Below are 15,615 nucleotides of genomic sequence, written 5' to 3'. Positions count from 1 at the left end.
GATGATCCCGTAGCGCAGAGGTCGCGATCGACCGGCACTGGTGTTCGGCAATCGACCTGCAGCCTGTGCGCTGATGCTGCCCCATCTTTTTCCTGGAGGATTCTCCATGGATGCCTTGCTGTTATCGCGGATCCAGTTCGGATTCGTCATTGCATTCCACGTGCTGTTTCCCGCGTTCACCATCGGGCTGTCCAGCCTGCTGGCATTTCTCGAGTGGCGCTGGCTGCGCACCCGGCTGCCGGTGTGGCGCGAGCTGTATTTCTTTTGGCAGAAGATCTTCGCGGTGTCGTTCGGCATGGGCGTGGTCAGCGGCATCGTGATGGCCTTCCAGTTCGGGGCCAACTGGCCGGAGCTGAGCCGGATCGCCGGCAGCGTGATCGGCCCGTTGCTGAGCTACGAGGTGCTGACCGCGTTCTTCCTCGAAGCCAGTTTCCTGGGCGTGATGATGTTCGGCTGGGGGCGCATTTCCGAGCGCCTGCATTTCCTGGCGACCTGCATGGTGGCGCTGGGCACGCTGTTTTCCACGTTCTGGATCCTGTCGTCCAACAGCTGGCTGCAGACCCCAGCCGGCTATGAGGTGGTGGACGGCATCGTGCATCCGGTGGCGTGGCTGAAGATCATCTTCAACCCCTCGTTCCCGTATCGGCTTGCGCATATGGCGCTGGGCTCGTTCATCACCACCTGCTTTGTGGTCGGTGCGGTGGGGGCGTGGTATCTGCATCGCGGCGTGCACCGCGAGGCCGGGCTGCGCATGCTCAAGCTGGCGGTGGCCTTCGCGGCGATCACCGTGCCGCTGCAGATCTTCGTCGGCGACATGCATGGCTTGAACACGCTCAAGCACCAGCCGATGAAGATCGCGGCGATGGAAGCGCACTGGCATGACGAAGGCCAGGGCAAGGGGTTTCCGCTGGTGCTGTTCGCGCTGCCCAATGCGCAGGCCGAGCGCAACGATTACGAGGTGGCGATCCCGCGCCTGGGCAGCCTGATCCTGACCCACAGTGCGGAAGGCAGCATCGCGCCGCTGACCTCGGTGCCGGCGGCCGATCGCCCGCCGGTGACGCCGGTGTTCTTCGCCTTCCGCATCATGGTCGGGCTGGGCTCGTTGATGCTGCTGGTGGCCTGGGTCTCGGCGTTCGCCTGGTGGCGCGGCAAGTTGCTGCAGTGGCGCTGGCTGCTGGCGACCTGGCGCTGGATGTTGCCGAGCGGCTTCATCGCGCTGGTGTCGGGCTGGTTCGTCACCGAGATGGGGCGGCAGCCGTATGTGGTCTATGGCCTGTTGCGTACTGCCGATGCCGTGGGCCCGCAATCGACGCTGATGACCGCAATCTCGCTGGCGGTGTACGTGGTCGGCTATGCGTTCGTGTTCGGCTGGGGCATCTGGTACCTGGTCAAGATCGGCAAGATCGGCCCGACCCCGCATGACGCGCCGCAGCTGGACCACGGCGAACACACCCCGGCACGGCCGCTGTCGGCGGCCGACGAACCGATCGACGGAGCCGCATGATGGACATGAGCAGCGTATTGCCGGTGGCGTGGTTCGCGGTGATCGGCTTCGGGGTGCTGATGTACGTGGTGCTGGACGGCTTCGTGCTCGGCATCGGCATCCTGGCGCCGTTCCGCAAGGACGAAGCGCAGCTGGACCTGATGATGAATACCGCCGCGCCGATCTGGGACGGCAACGAGACCTGGCTGGTGCTGGGCGGGGCGGGGCTGCTGGCGGCGTTTCCCAAGGCGTATGCGGTGATCCTGTCGGCGCTGTATCTGCCGGTGTTGTTGATGGTGATGGCGCTGGTGTTCCGCGGGGTGGCGTTCGAGTTCCGCTTCAAGGCGCACCGCTCGCGGCGGCTGTGGAGCAATGCCTTCGCTGCCGGCTCGATCCTGGCCACGTTTGCGCAGGGCGTGATCCTGGGTGCGCTGGTGCAGGGCCTGCCGATCGAAAACGACCGCTATGTCGGCGGCATCTGGGGCTGGTTCAGTCCGTTCGCGATGCTGACCGGCGCGGCGCTGGTGTTCGGCTACGCGCTGCTCGGCAGCACCTGGCTGATCCTCAAGACCGAAGGCCATGTGCAGCAGCTCGCGCGGCAGTTGAGCCGGCCGCTGACCATCAGCGTGCTGATCTTCATCGGCCTGGTCAGCGCGTGGTTGCCGTCGCTGCAATCGCATGTGATGGACCGCTGGTTCAGCGGCGCGCATTACCTGTGGCTGATGCCGGTGCCGGTGCTGGTCGCCATCGTCGGCTTCGCGCTCTGGCGCTGCACCGAAGCGGGGCGGCCGGATACGCCGCCGTTCCTGCTGGCGATGGGCCTGTTCGTGCTCGGTTTCCTCGGCCTGGTGCTGGGCATGTGGCCGTATCTGGTGCCGCCGGTCTACACCATCTGGCAGGCCGCCGCGCCGCCGTCGTCGCAGCTGTTCGCGCTGATCGGTTTGGTGGTGCTGCTGCCGCTGATCCTGGGCTACACGGTGTGGTCGTACCGCGTGTTCCGCGGCAAGATCACCGCCGATACCGGCTATCACCACTGAGCGGGCGCAGACCGCATCGGCGCGATGCGCCGCCCGCTCAGCGCAGGCGTTGCTTGAACATCCACTCCCACATCGCCGGGTCTGCGTAGGTCGCATCCCAGGCATTGTGGTTGCCGTCCGGATATTCGCTGTAGCGCACGTTGGCGCCGATGCCCTTGGCGGCGCGGTACAGCGCACGGTCGTCGTGCGGTGGCACCGAGTCGTCCTTGGCGCCATGGAACATCCAGATCGGCACGTGCCTGAGCTGGGTGACCGCAGCGGTATACGGGTCGGCCTCCTTGGCCACCAGGCTGACGTAGAGCGTGCGACGCTCATCGCGCGGGGCCTTGAGCGCACCGCAGATCGGCACGATCGCGGCGAAGCGCTGCGGCTGCATCAGCCCGATTTCCCAGGCGCCATAGCCGCCCATCGAGATGCCGGTGAGATAGGTGCGCTGCGGGTCGGCACCGAATTCGGCGCTGGCCGCATCCAGTGCGGCGATCGCCATGCGTGCATTGATGCCCAGCCATTCCTCGTCGTCGGGCACCTGCGGCAGCACCACCAGCGCCGGGAACTCGGCAGTGTGTTCGCTCAGGTAAGGGCCGACGCCGACTTCTGCCTGATCGCGCCCGTTGTCGCCGCGTTCGCCCGAGCCATGCAGGAACAGCACGATGGGACGCGGTTGCGGCGCCTTGGAGGTCGGCACGAACACCTGATAGCGGTAGAGCCGTCCTTCCAGCTCCAGCGTGCGGGTGACGAAATGGCCGCGGCGCCCGTCGTGGTGGCGCTCAGCCATGCTGGAACAGCCGGCCAGCAGCAGCGCAAGAATCGCAAGAACAAGACAACGACGGATCACGCACACCCCCTGACCGATGACATACCCGCAGTATCGCCGCATGCAGCTGTGCTGGCATGTCGCATTGCGGCGATTTCTGTCGAATATTCATCTGATTGTCGCCGCAGTGTGCTCGGCGCAACGTTGATCGCCATGGCCCGACACGGCGACTACGGCAGCAGGATCAGCGTCGCCAGGCCGAGGAAGCTCAGGAACCCCATCACGTCGGTCAGCGTGGTCAGGATCACGCCACCGGCCAATGCCGGATCGAAGCCCAGCCGTTTCAGCGTCACCGGGACCAGCACTCCGCCGAATGCGGCGGTGAGCATGTTCAAGGTCAGCGCGGTGCCGATCACCAGCGACAGCATCGGCTGCTGGAACCAGGCCAGCACGATCAGGCCCAGGCCCACGCCCAGCACCAGGCCGTTGATCAGCGCGACGGTGAGTTCCTTCTTGAGCAGGGTCATCACGTTGGAAGAGCCGATCTGGCCCAGCGCCAGGCCGCGCACCATCAAGGCCAGCACCTGGGTGCCGGCGTTGCCGCCCATGCCGGCGACGATCGGCATCAACGCTGCCAGCGCCACCAGCTTCTCGATCGTGCCTTCGAAGCGGCTGACCACGCTGGACGCGAGGAATGCGGTGCACAGGTTGATGCCCAGCCAGATCAGGCGGCGGCGGAAGGCACGCCGCGCCGGGCTGAACATGTCCTCGTCCTCGTCCAGACCGGCCGCGCTCATGGCCTGGTGTTCGGCCTGTTCGCGGATGATGTCGACCACGTCGTCGATGGTGATGCGGCCGAGCAGGATGTTGTTGTCGTCCACCACCGGCGCGGAAATCCAGTCGTGGTCCGAGAAGCGCCGTGCCACCTCGTCGGAGCCATCGCCGACATCGATCGCCGGTTGTTCGTCGTCGATCAGGCGGTTGACCGGCGTGCTGTCCTCATGGGTGACCAGCGCGGCCAGCGACACCCGGCCCAGGTACTGGTGGCGCCGGCTCACCACGTACAGGTGATCGGTGTGGTCGGGCAGCTCGCCGCGCAGGCGCAGATAGCGCAGCACCACATCGACATTGACGTCGGCGCGCACCGTCACCACGTCCGGATTCATCAGGCGGCCGGCAGTGTCCTCCGGGTACGACAGCACCTGCTCGAGCCGCTCGCGGTTCTCGCGGTCCATCGACTTGAGCACTTCGTCGATGACGGTGTCGGGCAGGTCTTCGACCAGATTGGCCAGATCGTCGATGTCGAGGTCTTCGACTGCGGCGACGATCTCGTCGGTGTCCATGTCGGCCAGCAGGCTTTCGCGTACTTCATCGCCGACATGCAGCAGCACTTCGCCGTCGTCTTCCGGGTCGACCAGCCCCCACACCACTTCGCGCTTGCCGGGCGGCAGCGACTCCAGCAGGTTGCCGATCTCCGCCGGCGCCAGCGTATTGACCAGCCGGCGTACCGGGCCCAGGCGTCCGCTATCGAGCGCATCGGACAGCAGTCGCAGCTGGCGCGCGGTCTTGTCGTGACGGACGGCTTCGGCCATGCGCGGCTCCCTGGAAGAGTGGACACGTCCCGATGGAAGACGCGCTGCTGAGTCAGCACGGCATTATCGCTTGCGCACGGTGACGAAACATACAGTGCCGCTCGCAACGCGTTAGAACATCGCCTGCGCGATGACGCGATCGCTCAGCGCGCCAGGCCCTGCGCGACGGTGGCCAGCCACTTCTCGATGCCCTTGCGGTCGCGCGCGCGCAGCAGCTTGTCGCCCTGCACGCGCAACTCGCCCAGGTGGATGTCGCGCACCGCACGGCGCACTTCCAGCAGCGTGGCCGGATGCAGGCTGAACTCGGTGAGCCCCAGCGCCAGCAACATCGGCACGAAACGCGGGTCGCCCGCGATCTCGCCGCACACCGCCACCGGCTTGGCGTACGCGCGCCCGGTGGCGATCACCTGCGCGATCAGGCGCAGCACCGCCGGATGCAACGGCGAATACAGCTCGCCCAATGCCTCGTTGTTGCGATCCACCGCGAGCAGGTACTGCACCAGATCGTTGGTACCGATCGACAGGAAATCGATGTCGTCGATAAAGCAGTCCAGCGCCAGGGCCGCAGCCGGCACTTCGATCATCGCGCCCAGCGGAATGTGCTCGGCGATCTCGTGGCCTTGTTCGCGCAATTGCGCGGCCAGCTTCTTGATCTGCCGGCGCAGCAGCTGGACTTCCTCGCGGCCGCTGACCATCGGCACCAGGATGCGCACCGGCCCGTAGCCGGAGGCGCGCAGGATCGCGCGCAACTGCGCCTGCGCCACCGCAGGGCGGGCCAGCGACAACCGCACCCCGCGCAAGCCCAGCGCCGGGTTGTCCTCATCGCTCAAGGTCAGGCCGGTGCGGTCGGCCTTGTCGGCGCCCAGATCCAGGGTGCGGATGGTGACCGGTCGGCCGCTCATGCCCAGCACGGTGTCGCGATAGGTGTGGAACTGTTCTTCTTCGTCCGGCAGCTCGTTGCGCTGCAGGAACAGGAATTCGGTGCGATACAGGCCAAGGCCGCTGGCGCCGAGCGCGTGCGCCTTGGCCACGTCCTCCAGCGATTCGGCGTTGGCCAGCAGCGTGATATCGACGTTGTCGCGCGTGCGCGTGGGTTTGGAGCGCAGCCGTCCCAGTTCGCGCTGTTCCTTGGCCAGCGCGCGCAGGCGCTCGCGGTAGTCGCGCAGATGCTCGGGCTTGGGGTCGACGATCACCTGGCCGGAACCGGCATCGACGATCAACACATCGCCATCGTCGATCCGCTGGACCGCATCGCTCACCCCCACCACCAGCGGCAGGTGCAGGCTGCGCGCCAGGATCGCGCTGTGTGACAGCGCGCTGCCGGCGGTGGTGACGATGCCGACCACCCCTTGCGCCTGCAGCTGCGCCAGCTCCGACGGCGCCACGTTGTCGCAGACCAGGATCTCGCCGGCCACGCCCTTGAGGTCGGGCGCGCGCTTGTGCAAGAACGCATGGATGCGGCCGATGACGTGATCCAGGTCGTCCATGCGGCTCTTGAGGTAGGCGTCCTCCATGCCGTCGAACACCGCCGCCAGCCGGTCACGCTGCACGCGCAAGGCGTAGTCGGCGCTGTAGCGGTGGGTGCGGATCAACTCGTCCAGGCCTTGCAGCAGCTCCGGGTCGTCGAGCAGCAGCGCATGCAGTTCGAGGAATTCGCCGACCTCCCGCGCAAGCGCGCCATGCAGGCGGTCGCGCAGCTGCTGCATCTCGGTGCGTGCCGCCTCGATCGCCAGGTGCAGACGCTGCAGCTGGGTTTCCACCTGGCTGGCGGGCACGCGTTGCTCGGCCACTTCCAGCGTGTGGCTCTGGCGCACGCGCGCGCGTCCGAGTGCGTTGCCGCGCGAGGCGGCATGTCCACGCAAACGCAGGCTCATATGCGGCCCTGGCGCGGACGCGCCCTGTCGGTCAGCCCCGCACCGACGCGGCGCATGCTCAGCTGTCCTCGTCGAAACGACGCTCGAACAGGTCCACCAGTGCCTGCAGCGCTTGCGCTTCGTCTTCGCCATCCAGCCGCACCACCACGCTGGTGCCCTGGCCGGCGGCCAGCAGCATCACGCCCATGATGCTCTTGGCATTCACCTCGCGGCCCTTGGCCGCCAGGGTGGCGTTGCTGCGGTAGGACGACAGCGTCTGCACCAGCTTGGCGGTTGCCCGCGCATGCAGTCCGAGTCGGTTGGAAACTATGAGTTCGCGTTCAAGCATCGTCGATGATCGCTCCGTTGCGGGTGCCTGCCGCCGCGGTGGCGGGCAGCTCCTGCAATCCTTGTTCGGGGTAGTTCATCACCCGCAGCAGCATCGGCAGGCTGAGCGCGGACACCCGGCGAACCGGCGTGCCGAGCTTTGCCAACCGGCTGGCGAGATTGCTGGGGCTGGCGCCGTACAGGTCGGTCATGACCAGCACGCCGTCACCGCTGTCGACCCGTCGCATCGCCGACGAGGCCTGGGGCAACAAGGCGTCCAGGTCTGCATCGAGCGGCACATCGAACGCTTCGGTCTTCAGCGGCAACTGCCGCAACAGCCCCGTCGCCACGTTCAACAACGCCGCGCCGATGCCGGGATGAGTAATGAGGAGAATGCCACAGGCCATGCCGAAACGTTAACAGGTCGGCATGACCGCGCGATAGCGTTTGCCGGCACCGATGTGTTGCGAAATGAATAGCCGTTTAGGACCGCTGCAGCGTGTCGCGTGCACTGCATGCAGCAAGCGCGCCGCTGCCGGCGTGGCGATGATCGCGGCACCCGGAGTCTGCCAATGCGAACCGCATCACAAGCGAACGCTGCAGCGCGCACCTGGCAGGCAGTCCCCGATCAGAACGTGCAGACGAATGCACCGATCAAAAGTTTTTCCCGCAGACCCAATGCCTGCGTCAGGCCGAACAATGCGACCCGCATGAAAACAGAGAAGCAGTAATGCCAAAAAAAGACGAGCTGCAGCTCCCGATCAGCCATCAAGACTAAACATCCACAGCAAGCGCGGGGCAGGGGCCCGATGCAGAAGCCAACTCGCAAGGCCAAGCTTCAAAGCACAGATGTCATCGACCGTTCGCACATTCCAAGCCGCATGACACCGCTTTGACGATTCCCCAATCGCGATTCCCCAATCCCAGCCCTTCAGTCCTGCTCACGATGAAACGTCGCCACCTCCGGCCAGCCCTGCTCGCGCGCATGCCGCGCCATGCGTTCGGCCAGATACACCGAGCGGTGCTTGCCGCCGGTGCAGCCGAAGGCGATGGTCACGTAGCTGCGGGTGTCGTTGCGCAGCCGCGGCAGCCAGGTGTCGAGCAGGTCCACGATCTGCGCGCTGTAGCGCACCACGTCTGGTTCCTTGTCCAGATACTCGCGCACGCCGGCATCGCGGCCGGTCAGCGGGCGCAGTTCCGGGTCCCAATGCGGATTGGGCAGGACGCGCGCATCGAACACGAAGTCGGCCTCGGCCGGCACGCCGCGTTTGTAGGCGAACGATTCGAACAGCAGCGACAGCCGGTCGCTGCTGCCGAGCGCGAACTCGGTGACCACGCGGCGACGCAGCTGGTGCACGTTGAGCGCGCTGGTGTCGATGATGGCATCGGCCTGCGTGCGCAGCGGTTCGGTCAACTGCCGCTCGCGGGTGATCGCTTCCGGCAAGGCCAGGCCCAGATGGCTGAGCGGGTGGCGGCGGCGGGTATCGGCATAGCGCTTGATCAGCGCCTCGTCGCTGGCCTCGAAAAACAGCAGCCGCGCCTCGATCCCGTATTCCTGCGCGGCCTGGCGCCATTGCGCCAGCTGGGTCAGGTCGCTGCGGCTGCGCACATCGATGCCGACCGCCAGGCGCTGGTCGCCGAGCGGGTTGCCGCGCAGGCGGCTGCGCACGAAATCCGGCAGCAGCTCCACCGGCAGGTTGTCCGAACAGTAGTAGTCCAGATCCTCGAAGGTCTTCAACGCAACCGATTTGCCCGAGCCGGACAGCCCGCTCACGATCATCAACGTGGAGGGCGCGGTACTCATGGCGTGCGTCGCTCCAGCAGGTTGCTGTGGCGGGCGATGAACATCGCCGCCGGGTCGATGCCCTTGGTGCGCAGGATATGCAGGCGCGTGGCCGCTTCGGTCAGCACCGCCAGATTGCGCCCGGGCATCACCGGCAGGGTGATCAGCGGCACGTCCAGATCCAGCACGTGCCGGCTGCCGGAATCACCGGTCAGGCGTTCGTAGCCCGACGGGGTGGGCTCGGTCATCGGGCGGGTCAGGTGCACGATCAGGCGCAGGTACTTGTTCTTCTTCACCGCGGTGTCGCCGAACATGTCGCGCACGTTCAATACGCCCAGGCCGCGCACTTCCAGCAGGTCCTGCAGCAGTTCCGGGCAGGTACCGTCGAGTACGTCGGGGGCGATCTGGGTGAACTCGGGCGCGTCGTCGGCCACCAGCCGGTGACCGCGGCTGAGCAGCTCCAGCGCCAGCTCGCTCTTGCCCGAGCCCGCCTCGCCGGTGATCAGCACGCCGATCGAATAGATCTCCATGAACACGCCATGCAGCGTCACCCGCGGCGCCAGCGTGCGCGCCAGGTGGTAGGAGAGGTGATTGAGCAACTCGTGGCCGCGCTTGGGCGAGATCCACAGCGGCGTGTTGGATTCGTCGGCGGCCGCGCGCAGGTCTTCCGGGCAGGACTGGTTCTTGCTGATCGCCAGCGCCAGCGGCTGCACCTGGATGATCTTCTCGATGGTTTCCCAGCGTTGCCGCGCATCCAGCGAATCCAGCCAGGCCAGCTCTTCGGTGCCCAGGATCTGCACCTTGTTGGGATAGATCACGTTGAGATAGCCGGCCAGCGACGGGCGGCGTGCGTTGTTGCTGCCGGCCTCGATCTCGCGGTGCTCGCCTTTCTGGCCCGCCACCCAGCGCAGTGCCAGCTTGTCGCGTTGCTGGTCGAACAGTTCGCGTGCGGTGATGCTGGTATTCATGCGGCGCTGGCCTGTGCTGGCGGTGCGTCGGTGAGCAGCGCCATCAAGGCGTCGGCATTGGGGGCGTCGCGCAACTGCTGACGGAAGTCCGCGTCGGAAAACCGCTCGGCCAGTTCCGACAGCAGCATCAGATGCTGGTGGGTGTAGTGCGCAGGCACCGCCATTGCAAAGATCAGGTCCACCGGCTCGTCGCCACCGAAGGCCACCGGCGTGTCCAAGCGCAGCAATGCGCCACGCGGTTCGGTGAGGTTGGGGCAGCGCCCGTGCGGGATGGCAATGCCGTGGCCGATGGCGGTACTGCCCAGGGCCTCGCGTTCGCACAGGTTGGCGTAGAGCTCGTCGGCGCCGGCCTGGCGGCAGGACAGCAGGTCGGCGGCAGTATGCAGGACGGTGTCGCGATCGGCGGCCGGCGACACCACGGTGCGCACGGCCGCCATCAGATCGGTTAAAGGCATGAGGGCATCAAGCGGGAAGCGTCATGCGGGATTGTCGCGCACCTCGCGTGCATGGTGGTTACATTTCTTTTCCTTGTGCTTGAGCACAAGGCGGTCGAGCTTGTCGACTAGCAGGTCGATGGCCGCATACATGCTGGAGCCGCTGGCATCTGCGTGCAGGGTGCGACCGGGGAGGTTGACGGTGGCGACCACGTGATGGTCTGGCTTGCGAACGGCCAGCTGGGTTCGGACTTCACAGTGCTGGTCGAAATGGCGCTGCAGTCGCTGCAGCTTGCTTGCCACGTACTCCCGCAGCGCGGGGGTCACTTCAAGCTGGTGGCCATACGTCTCGATACGCATCGGATACCTCCATTGGTCGGTGGGCCAATGAACCTTTCCGGTGATTCGACTTGCCCGGCGCAGGCCGGCGTTGCGGTGGATGCAACGTCAGGCGATACGCACGCGTTCGTGGGAGGCGGAAATGTTCATGGCCTCACGATACTTCGCAACGGTGCGCCGCGCCACTGGTACGCCGGAAGTTTTCAGCAGATCGGCCAACTTGGCGTCGGACAGCGGTTTGCGCGGGTTTTCCGCCTCGATCAGGCGCCGGATCATGGCCTGGATGGCGGTGCTGGAAGCCTCGCCGCCGCTGTCGGTGTCGATGCCGGAGGCGAAGAACGAGCGCAGCGCGATGGTGCCGCGCGGGGTGCGCACGTATTTGCGCGCGATCGCGCGGGAAATGGTGGATTCGTGCAGGCCGAGCTCGCCGGCGATCTCGCGCAGAGTCAGCGGGCGCAGGGCCTGCGCGCCGAATTCCAGGAACCCGGCCTGGTGCTGCAGCAGGCAGCGCACCACCCGCAGCAGGGTCTCGCCGCGCGCCTCCAGGCTCTTGAGCAGCCAGCGCGCCTCCTGCAGCTGGCCACGCAGATAGCCGGCGTCGGACTCGCCGCAACTGCGGATCAGGTTCTCGTAGCCGCGGTGGATGGTGACCTTGGGCTGCGCGCGGCCGGCCAGCGAGGCCCGCCACACGCCACGCTGGCGCCAGATCACGCAGTCCGGCACCACGTAGGTGTCCTGCGACAGGTCGCCGATCTGCTTGCCCGGGCGCGGGTCCAGCGAGCGCACCAGCTGGACCGCCTGCTCGACATCGGCGCTGGAGCGCTTGAGTTCGTGCGCCAGGCCGGCCACGCCGCTGCGCGGCAGGCGCTCCAGCGGGCCGGCGACGATCTGCAGCGCCAGCTCGCGCCCCGGGGTGGCCGGGTCGAGTACGGCCAACTGCAGCGCCAGGCATTCGCCAAGAGTGCGCGCACCCACGCCGACCGGGTCGAAGCGCTGGATCTGGTGCAGCACTGTGAGTACTTCGGCCTCGTCCACCGCCGCACCGAGCGCCAGCGTTTCAAGAATCGCCGACAGCGGCTCGCGCAGGTAGCCGTCCTCATCCAGCGCATCGATCAGCAGCGCGCCGATCTGGCGGTCGCGCGGCGACAGCGGCGACAGGTGCAGTTGCCACAGCAGGTGGTCGGCCAGGGTTTCGGATTCGGCTACGCGCTCGGCGGCATCGCCGGACTCGTCGTCGTCGAAGCTGCCGCCGCTGCCCGAGCCGGTCCACTGCAGTTCGTCCTGTGACCAGTCGTCATCGCGTTCGGCCGGCGCCGGTTCCTCGCGCGGGGTGTCGTCGGTGGAGGCGGCCGACGACGCGTCCACCGGCAGCTCGTTTGCCGCATGCGCGGCCTCGTCGGCCCATTCCAGCAGCGGATTGGTCTCCACCGCTTCGGCGATTTCCAGTTCCAGCTCGGTGGTGGACATCTGCAATAGCTTGATCGCCTGACGCAACTGCGGCGTCATGACCAACTGCTGTCCTAGCGATGTCTGGAGCCGGGCTTTCATGCGGGCACTGACTGGAAGAATCGATGGCGCGGCGACGCGCTCAAAGGCGGAAAGTTTCCCCCAGATACACGCGACGGACGTCGGGATTGGCTAGCAGCGCATCTGGTGCCCCCTGCGCCAGCACGCCCCCCTCGGCGAGAATATACGCGCGGTCGCAGATTCCCAAGGTTTCGCGCACGTTGTGATCGGTGATCAACACGCCAATGCCGCGTTCCTTGAGGTGGATGATGATGCGCTGGATCTCGCCGACCGAAATCGGATCGACGCCGGCAAAGGGTTCGTCGAGCAGCATCATGCGCGGCTTGGCCGCCAGCGCCCGCGCGATCTCGCAACGCCGCCGCTCGCCGCCGGACAGGCTGGCGCCGAGCTGGTCGGCCACATGGGTGATCTGCAGCTCTTCCAGCAGCGAGACCAGCTCCTTCTCGCGGCCGGCGCTATCCAGCTCTTCGCGCAGCTCCAGCACCAGGCGGATGTTGTCGGCCACGGTGAGCTTGCGGAAGATCGATGGCTCCTGCGGCAGATAGCCGACACCGAGCTTGGCGCGGGCGTACATCGGTTCGGCGGTGAGGTCGCGGCCGTCCAGCTCGATACGCCCGGCATCGGCCTCGACCAGGCCGACGATCATGTAGAAGCAGGTGGTCTTGCCGGCACCGTTGGGGCCGAGCAGGCCGACCACTTCGCCGGCCTCGAGCGTGAGGCCGAATTCCTTGACCACTTCGCGTTGCTTGTACTTCTTGCGCAGACCTGTGGCGACCAGCATTACTTCTTCCCCTGCGGCTTGGCCGCGGGCTTGGCGGCCGGCGTCGCTGCAGGCGCTGTTGCTGCCGGCGCTGCGGTCTTGGGCTGGATGATCGTGCGCACGCGGCTGCCGTCGCCGCCGCTCTGCATGTTGCCGGTCTTGGTGTTGTAGACCATGCGCTGGCCGGCGTTGGTGCCCTTGGGCGAGTCGACCTTGTAGTTGCCGGTCAGCACGATGACTTCGTTGGCGACCTGGTACTCGATGTTGTCGGCCTGGCCGTTCATCATCGCGCCGTCGTCCATCTGCTGCTTCAGCGTGGCCTGCTTGCCGGTCAGCACGACGCGGTCGGTCTGGCCGTTCTTCTGGAAGATGTCGGCGGTGTCGGCGTGGATTTCCAGCGTGCCCTGGGTAATCACCACATTGCCGCTGAAGCGGCACTTGCCGCTGTCGTCGAGCATGTTGCAATCGTTGGCATTGGAGTCGATCGCCATCGGCTGATTGCGGTCGCTGGTCTTGGCCATCGCAAGGGCGGGCAGCAGCAGCGCGGCAAACGCCAGTTTAGCGGGCAGCATTCGGTTCATAGCGGGTCTTGACCTGGGAAAGGAGCTTGTACTGGCGTGATTTGAGATCGGCCTCGAAGCCGACCCCGCTCTGCATGATACCCGGCCGGCTCATGCTCACCGGGGCCGCGGTCTTGGCGAGGTTCTGCTTCGGGAACACGTCCAGGCTCTGGGTGCGGAATGTGGTCGGCGGGGTCGCGCCGCCGGTGGGGCTATCGCCCTCGACATCGCCGCGCAGGCGTAGCTCGTCGCCCGTGGGGCTGATCCAGCCGGTCTTGGAGCGCAGCGTCCACGGTTGATTGGTGTTGTCGGGCAGCAGGAACACCGGGGTGGTGACCTCGGAAGTGCGATCGGCGCGGTTGCGATGCATCTCCGGCGCGCGCAGCGTCATCGATTCCTTGCCGGTTTCCTTGTCCAGCGCAATCAGTTCGAAATCGCGAAGCACGTAGTCGGCGCGCGCATCGTCCGTCGCCGCGGCGACCGGCCGCGCGCGCTGCTGCCACGCCGACCAGCCGGAAATCACCGCAGCGGCAAACAGCGCCACGCCCAGGGTGGTGCGCCAGTTCCAGCTCATGCCGAGAACCTTTCGATGATGCCCTCGACCTGGCCCTGCGCGGCCAGCACCACATCGCAGACCTCGCGCGCGGCGCCTTCGCCGCCACGTGCCCGGGTATGCCACTGCACGCGCTCGGCGATCCACGGGTGCGCATTGGCCGGTGCCACCGGCAGGCCGACCGCCAGCAGGGCCGGCAGGTCCGGCAGGTCGTCGCCCATGAACAACACCTGGTCCAGCGACAGGCCGTGCTCCTGGCACAGGGCCAGCACTGCCAGGCGCTTGTTCTTGACCCCGATCTGCACGTGCAGGCCCAGATCCTGGCCGCGTTTCTCCGCCGACAGGCTGGCGCGCGCAGTGATCAGCGCGACATGGATGCCGGCATGGTCGAGCTGCTTGAGCCCCTGGCCGTCGAGCACATTGAACGACTTGCTCTCGTTGCCGGCATGGTCGTAATAAAGACGGCCGTCGGTCAGGGTGCCGTCGACGTCGAAACAGGCCAGGCGGATACGCGCGGCGCGGTCGGTGATGTCGGCGGGCAGGTGTTGCAGAGGGGAATAGGGCATCGGCACGAATCGGTGAGAACGGGGTTCCAACGGTAGAAAACTGAACCTGTTAAACCACTTTGGCGCGCAACAGGTCGTGAATGTTCAATGCGCCCACCGCCCGCTGCTGCGCGTCGACCACGATCAAACCATTGATCTTGTAATCCTCCATCAGCCGTGCGGCTTCGGCGGCCAGCTGGTCGGCGCCGATGGTGCGCGGGTTGCGCGTCATCACCTGGGCAATGCCGGCGCTGCGCACGTCGATGTCGCTGTCCAGCGCGCGGCGCAGATCGCCGTCGGTGAATAGGCCGATCAGGCGCCCGTCCGCGTCCACCACGGCAGTCATGCCCAGCCGCTTGCGGCTCATTTCCATCAGCGCCTCGGTCAGGCTGGCGTCCTCGCGCACGCGCGGCAGGTCATCGCCGCTGTGCATCACGTCGGTGATGTGCAGCAGCAGGCGCCGGCCCAGGCTGCCGGCCGGGTGCGAGCGCGCAAAATCGTCGGCGGTGAAGCCGCGCGCGTCCAGCAGCGCCACGGCCAGCGCGTCGCCCATCGCCAGCGAGGCGGTGGTGCTGGAGGTGGGCGCCAGATGCAGCGGGCAGGCTTCGGCCGACACGCTCACGTCCAGGTGCACGTCGGCGGCCTGCGCCAGCGAGGAGTTCGGGCGCCCGGTCATGGCGATGATCGGGTTGCCCTGGCGCTTGAGCACCGGCAGCAGCATGCGCACCTCGTCCGATTCGCCGGAGTAGGACAGCGCCAGCACGATGTCGGCCTCGGTGATCATGCCCAGGTCGCCGTGCCCGGCTTCGCCCGGATGCACGAAGAACGCCGGCGTGCCGGTGGAGGCCAGGGTGGCGGCGATCTTGCGCGCGATATGCCCGGACTTGCCCATGCCGGTGGCCACCACGCGCCCGCGCGAGGCCAGCACCAGCCGGCAGGCCGCGGCGAAGTCGCTGCCGATCCGCGCGCCCACGCTGGCCAGCGCCTCGCGCTCGATCTCCAGCACGCGCTGGCCGCTGGCGACCAGGCTGGCGTCGCTGACGGTGGCGGAGGGCAGGTGCGAGACGGCCATGCGGGACTCGGGTGAAGAGTAGAATGTG

Annotated in this window: 18 protein-coding genes and 1 pseudogene; 3 read left to right on the top strand and 16 right to left on the bottom strand. The window is 66.8% G+C overall.

What is annotated here, in order from left to right:
- Window positions 1–106: 106 nt before the first annotated feature.
- The gene (locus KHN93_RS14855) at window positions 107–1,504 is read left to right on the top strand and encodes a cytochrome ubiquinol oxidase subunit I (RefSeq protein WP_039813363.1); all 1,398 of its coding nucleotides are present in this window, start codon (window positions 107–109) and stop codon (window positions 1,502–1,504) included.
- Window positions 1,504–2,520 (top strand): cytochrome d ubiquinol oxidase subunit II, encoded by a 1,017-nt coding sequence (gene cydB / locus KHN93_RS14850; protein WP_039515200.1) that lies wholly within the window; start codon window positions 1,504–1,506, stop codon window positions 2,518–2,520. Before KHN93_RS14855 ends, cydB begins: the two co-directional genes overlap by 1 nt.
- 37 nt (window positions 2,521–2,557) lie before the next feature.
- Here cydB and KHN93_RS14845 read toward each other — a convergent pair whose 3' ends face one another.
- The 5 genes from KHN93_RS14845 to KHN93_RS14825 form a co-directional block, all read right to left on the bottom strand.
- Entirely contained in the window at window positions 2,558–3,397 is an 840-nt protein-coding gene (locus tag KHN93_RS14845; RefSeq protein WP_051747449.1) for a carboxylesterase family protein, read from the bottom strand.
- A gap of 107 nt (window positions 3,398–3,504) precedes the next feature.
- Window positions 3,505–4,866 carry a magnesium transporter gene (mgtE, locus tag KHN93_RS14840; protein WP_016904202.1) on the bottom strand — a complete coding sequence of 454 codons (1,362 nt, stop codon included), beginning with the start codon at window positions 4,864–4,866 and terminating at the stop codon, window positions 3,505–3,507.
- Between the two features lie 143 nt (window positions 4,867–5,009).
- Window positions 5,010–6,740: a phosphoenolpyruvate--protein phosphotransferase gene (ptsP, locus tag KHN93_RS14835; protein WP_039519774.1), complete on the bottom strand. Its 1,731-nt coding sequence runs from the start codon at window positions 6,738–6,740 to the stop codon at window positions 5,010–5,012.
- A gap of 58 nt (window positions 6,741–6,798) precedes the next feature.
- Complete coding sequence (locus KHN93_RS14830; protein WP_016904613.1) at window positions 6,799–7,068, bottom strand: HPr family phosphocarrier protein; 270 nt, start codon at window positions 7,066–7,068, stop codon at window positions 6,799–6,801.
- The gene (locus KHN93_RS14825) at window positions 7,061–7,384 is read right to left on the bottom strand and encodes a PTS sugar transporter subunit IIA (protein WP_369920304.1); all 324 of its coding nucleotides are present in this window, start codon (window positions 7,382–7,384) and stop codon (window positions 7,061–7,063) included. Before KHN93_RS14825 ends, KHN93_RS14830 begins: the two co-directional genes overlap by 8 nt.
- Between KHN93_RS14825 and KHN93_RS21795 the strand changes: the two are divergent.
- Window positions 7,274–7,525 (top strand): annotated as a pseudogene (locus KHN93_RS21795) (GNAT family N-acetyltransferase); the annotation flags it as partial. The gene KHN93_RS14825 and the pseudogene KHN93_RS21795 sit on opposite strands and share 111 nt — an antisense overlap.
- 149 nt (window positions 7,526–7,674) lie before the next feature.
- Here the strand turns inward: KHN93_RS21795 and KHN93_RS14820 are convergent.
- The 11 genes from KHN93_RS14820 to KHN93_RS14770 form a co-directional block, all read right to left on the bottom strand.
- On the bottom strand, window positions 7,675–7,815 hold the full coding sequence (locus KHN93_RS14820; protein WP_211920546.1) for a hypothetical protein: 141 nt from the start codon (window positions 7,813–7,815) through the stop codon (window positions 7,675–7,677).
- A gap of 162 nt (window positions 7,816–7,977) precedes the next feature.
- Entirely contained in the window at window positions 7,978–8,850 is an 873-nt protein-coding gene (rapZ, locus tag KHN93_RS14815; protein WP_016904611.1) for an RNase adapter RapZ, read from the bottom strand.
- On the bottom strand, window positions 8,847–9,797 hold the full coding sequence (gene hprK / locus KHN93_RS14810) for an HPr(Ser) kinase/phosphatase (protein WP_016904610.1): 951 nt from the start codon (window positions 9,795–9,797) through the stop codon (window positions 8,847–8,849). The genes rapZ and hprK overlap by 4 nt, the downstream gene beginning before the upstream one ends.
- Complete coding sequence (locus KHN93_RS14805; RefSeq protein ID WP_104559789.1) at window positions 9,794–10,252, bottom strand: PTS sugar transporter subunit IIA; 459 nt, start codon at window positions 10,250–10,252, stop codon at window positions 9,794–9,796. Before KHN93_RS14805 ends, hprK begins: the two co-directional genes overlap by 4 nt.
- Before the next feature lie 21 nt (window positions 10,253–10,273).
- Window positions 10,274–10,591, bottom strand: coding sequence for a ribosome hibernation-promoting factor, HPF/YfiA family (gene hpf / locus KHN93_RS14800; protein ID WP_016904608.1), 318 nt, complete (start codon window positions 10,589–10,591; stop codon window positions 10,274–10,276).
- 87 nt (window positions 10,592–10,678) lie between these two features.
- Window positions 10,679–12,118 (bottom strand): RNA polymerase factor sigma-54, encoded by a 1,440-nt coding sequence (locus KHN93_RS14795; protein ID WP_211920544.1) that lies wholly within the window; start codon window positions 12,116–12,118, stop codon window positions 10,679–10,681.
- A gap of 40 nt (window positions 12,119–12,158) precedes the next feature.
- A complete protein-coding gene (gene lptB / locus KHN93_RS14790; protein WP_104559787.1) occupies window positions 12,159–12,878 on the bottom strand; it encodes an LPS export ABC transporter ATP-binding protein in 720 nt (239 codons plus the stop codon).
- Window positions 12,878–13,438 (bottom strand): lipopolysaccharide transport periplasmic protein LptA, encoded by a 561-nt coding sequence (gene lptA / locus KHN93_RS14785; RefSeq protein WP_104559786.1) that lies wholly within the window; start codon window positions 13,436–13,438, stop codon window positions 12,878–12,880. The genes lptB and lptA overlap by 1 nt, the downstream gene beginning before the upstream one ends.
- Window positions 13,416–13,991 carry an LPS export ABC transporter periplasmic protein LptC gene (gene lptC / locus KHN93_RS14780; RefSeq protein ID WP_039526175.1) on the bottom strand — a complete coding sequence of 192 codons (576 nt, stop codon included), beginning with the start codon at window positions 13,989–13,991 and terminating at the stop codon, window positions 13,416–13,418. Before lptC ends, lptA begins: the two co-directional genes overlap by 23 nt.
- Complete coding sequence (locus KHN93_RS14775; RefSeq protein ID WP_024938741.1) at window positions 13,988–14,536, bottom strand: KdsC family phosphatase; 549 nt, start codon at window positions 14,534–14,536, stop codon at window positions 13,988–13,990. The genes lptC and KHN93_RS14775 overlap by 4 nt, the downstream gene beginning before the upstream one ends.
- A gap of 49 nt (window positions 14,537–14,585) precedes the next feature.
- Complete coding sequence (locus KHN93_RS14770; protein WP_104559785.1) at window positions 14,586–15,587, bottom strand: KpsF/GutQ family sugar-phosphate isomerase; 1,002 nt, start codon at window positions 15,585–15,587, stop codon at window positions 14,586–14,588.
- Window positions 15,588–15,615: the final 28 nt, after the last annotated feature.

Origin of the sequence: Xanthomonas arboricola pv. juglandis (genome assembly GCF_905367715.1) — a bacterium.
GTDB classification, from domain to species: Bacteria; Pseudomonadota; Gammaproteobacteria; order Xanthomonadales; family Xanthomonadaceae; genus Xanthomonas; species Xanthomonas arboricola.
This window is presented reverse-complemented; position numbering and strand designations above follow the sequence as displayed.

Bases quoted from the DNA above. Each gene is read 5' to 3' on its own strand.
- KHN93_RS14855 (WP_039813363.1), top strand. From the start codon at position 107: ATGGATGCCTTGCTGTTATCGCGGATCCAGTTCGGATTCGTCATTGCA.
- cydB (WP_039515200.1), top strand. From the start codon at position 1,504: ATGGACATGAGCAGCGTATTGCCGGTGGCGTGGTTCGCGGTGATCGGC.
- KHN93_RS14845 (WP_051747449.1), bottom strand. From the start codon at position 3,397: ATGCGGCGATACTGCGGGTATGTCATCGGTCAGGGGGTGTGCGTGATC.
- mgtE (WP_016904202.1), bottom strand. From the start codon at position 4,866: ATGGCCGAAGCCGTCCGTCACGACAAGACCGCGCGCCAGCTGCGACTG.
- ptsP (WP_039519774.1), bottom strand. From the start codon at position 6,740: ATGAGCCTGCGTTTGCGTGGACATGCCGCCTCGCGCGGCAACGCACTC.
- KHN93_RS14830 (WP_016904613.1), bottom strand. From the start codon at position 7,068: ATGCTTGAACGCGAACTCATAGTTTCCAACCGACTCGGACTGCATGCG.
- KHN93_RS14820 (WP_211920546.1), bottom strand. From the start codon at position 7,815: ATGGCTGATCGGGAGCTGCAGCTCGTCTTTTTTTGGCATTACTGCTTC.
- rapZ (WP_016904611.1), bottom strand. From the start codon at position 8,850: ATGAGTACCGCGCCCTCCACGTTGATGATCGTGAGCGGGCTGTCCGGC.
- hprK (WP_016904610.1), bottom strand. From the start codon at position 9,797: ATGAATACCAGCATCACCGCACGCGAACTGTTCGACCAGCAACGCGAC.
- KHN93_RS14805 (WP_104559789.1), bottom strand. From the start codon at position 10,252: ATGCCTTTAACCGATCTGATGGCGGCCGTGCGCACCGTGGTGTCGCCG.
- hpf (WP_016904608.1), bottom strand. From the start codon at position 10,591: ATGCGTATCGAGACGTATGGCCACCAGCTTGAAGTGACCCCCGCGCTG.
- KHN93_RS14795 (WP_211920544.1), bottom strand. From the start codon at position 12,118: ATGAAAGCCCGGCTCCAGACATCGCTAGGACAGCAGTTGGTCATGACG.
- lptB (WP_104559787.1), bottom strand. From the start codon at position 12,878: ATGCTGGTCGCCACAGGTCTGCGCAAGAAGTACAAGCAACGCGAAGTG.
- lptA (WP_104559786.1), bottom strand. From the start codon at position 13,438: ATGAACCGAATGCTGCCCGCTAAACTGGCGTTTGCCGCGCTGCTGCTG.
- lptC (WP_039526175.1), bottom strand. From the start codon at position 13,991: ATGAGCTGGAACTGGCGCACCACCCTGGGCGTGGCGCTGTTTGCCGCT.
- KHN93_RS14775 (WP_024938741.1), bottom strand. From the start codon at position 14,536: ATGCCCTATTCCCCTCTGCAACACCTGCCCGCCGACATCACCGACCGC.
- KHN93_RS14770 (WP_104559785.1), bottom strand. From the start codon at position 15,587: ATGGCCGTCTCGCACCTGCCCTCCGCCACCGTCAGCGACGCCAGCCTG.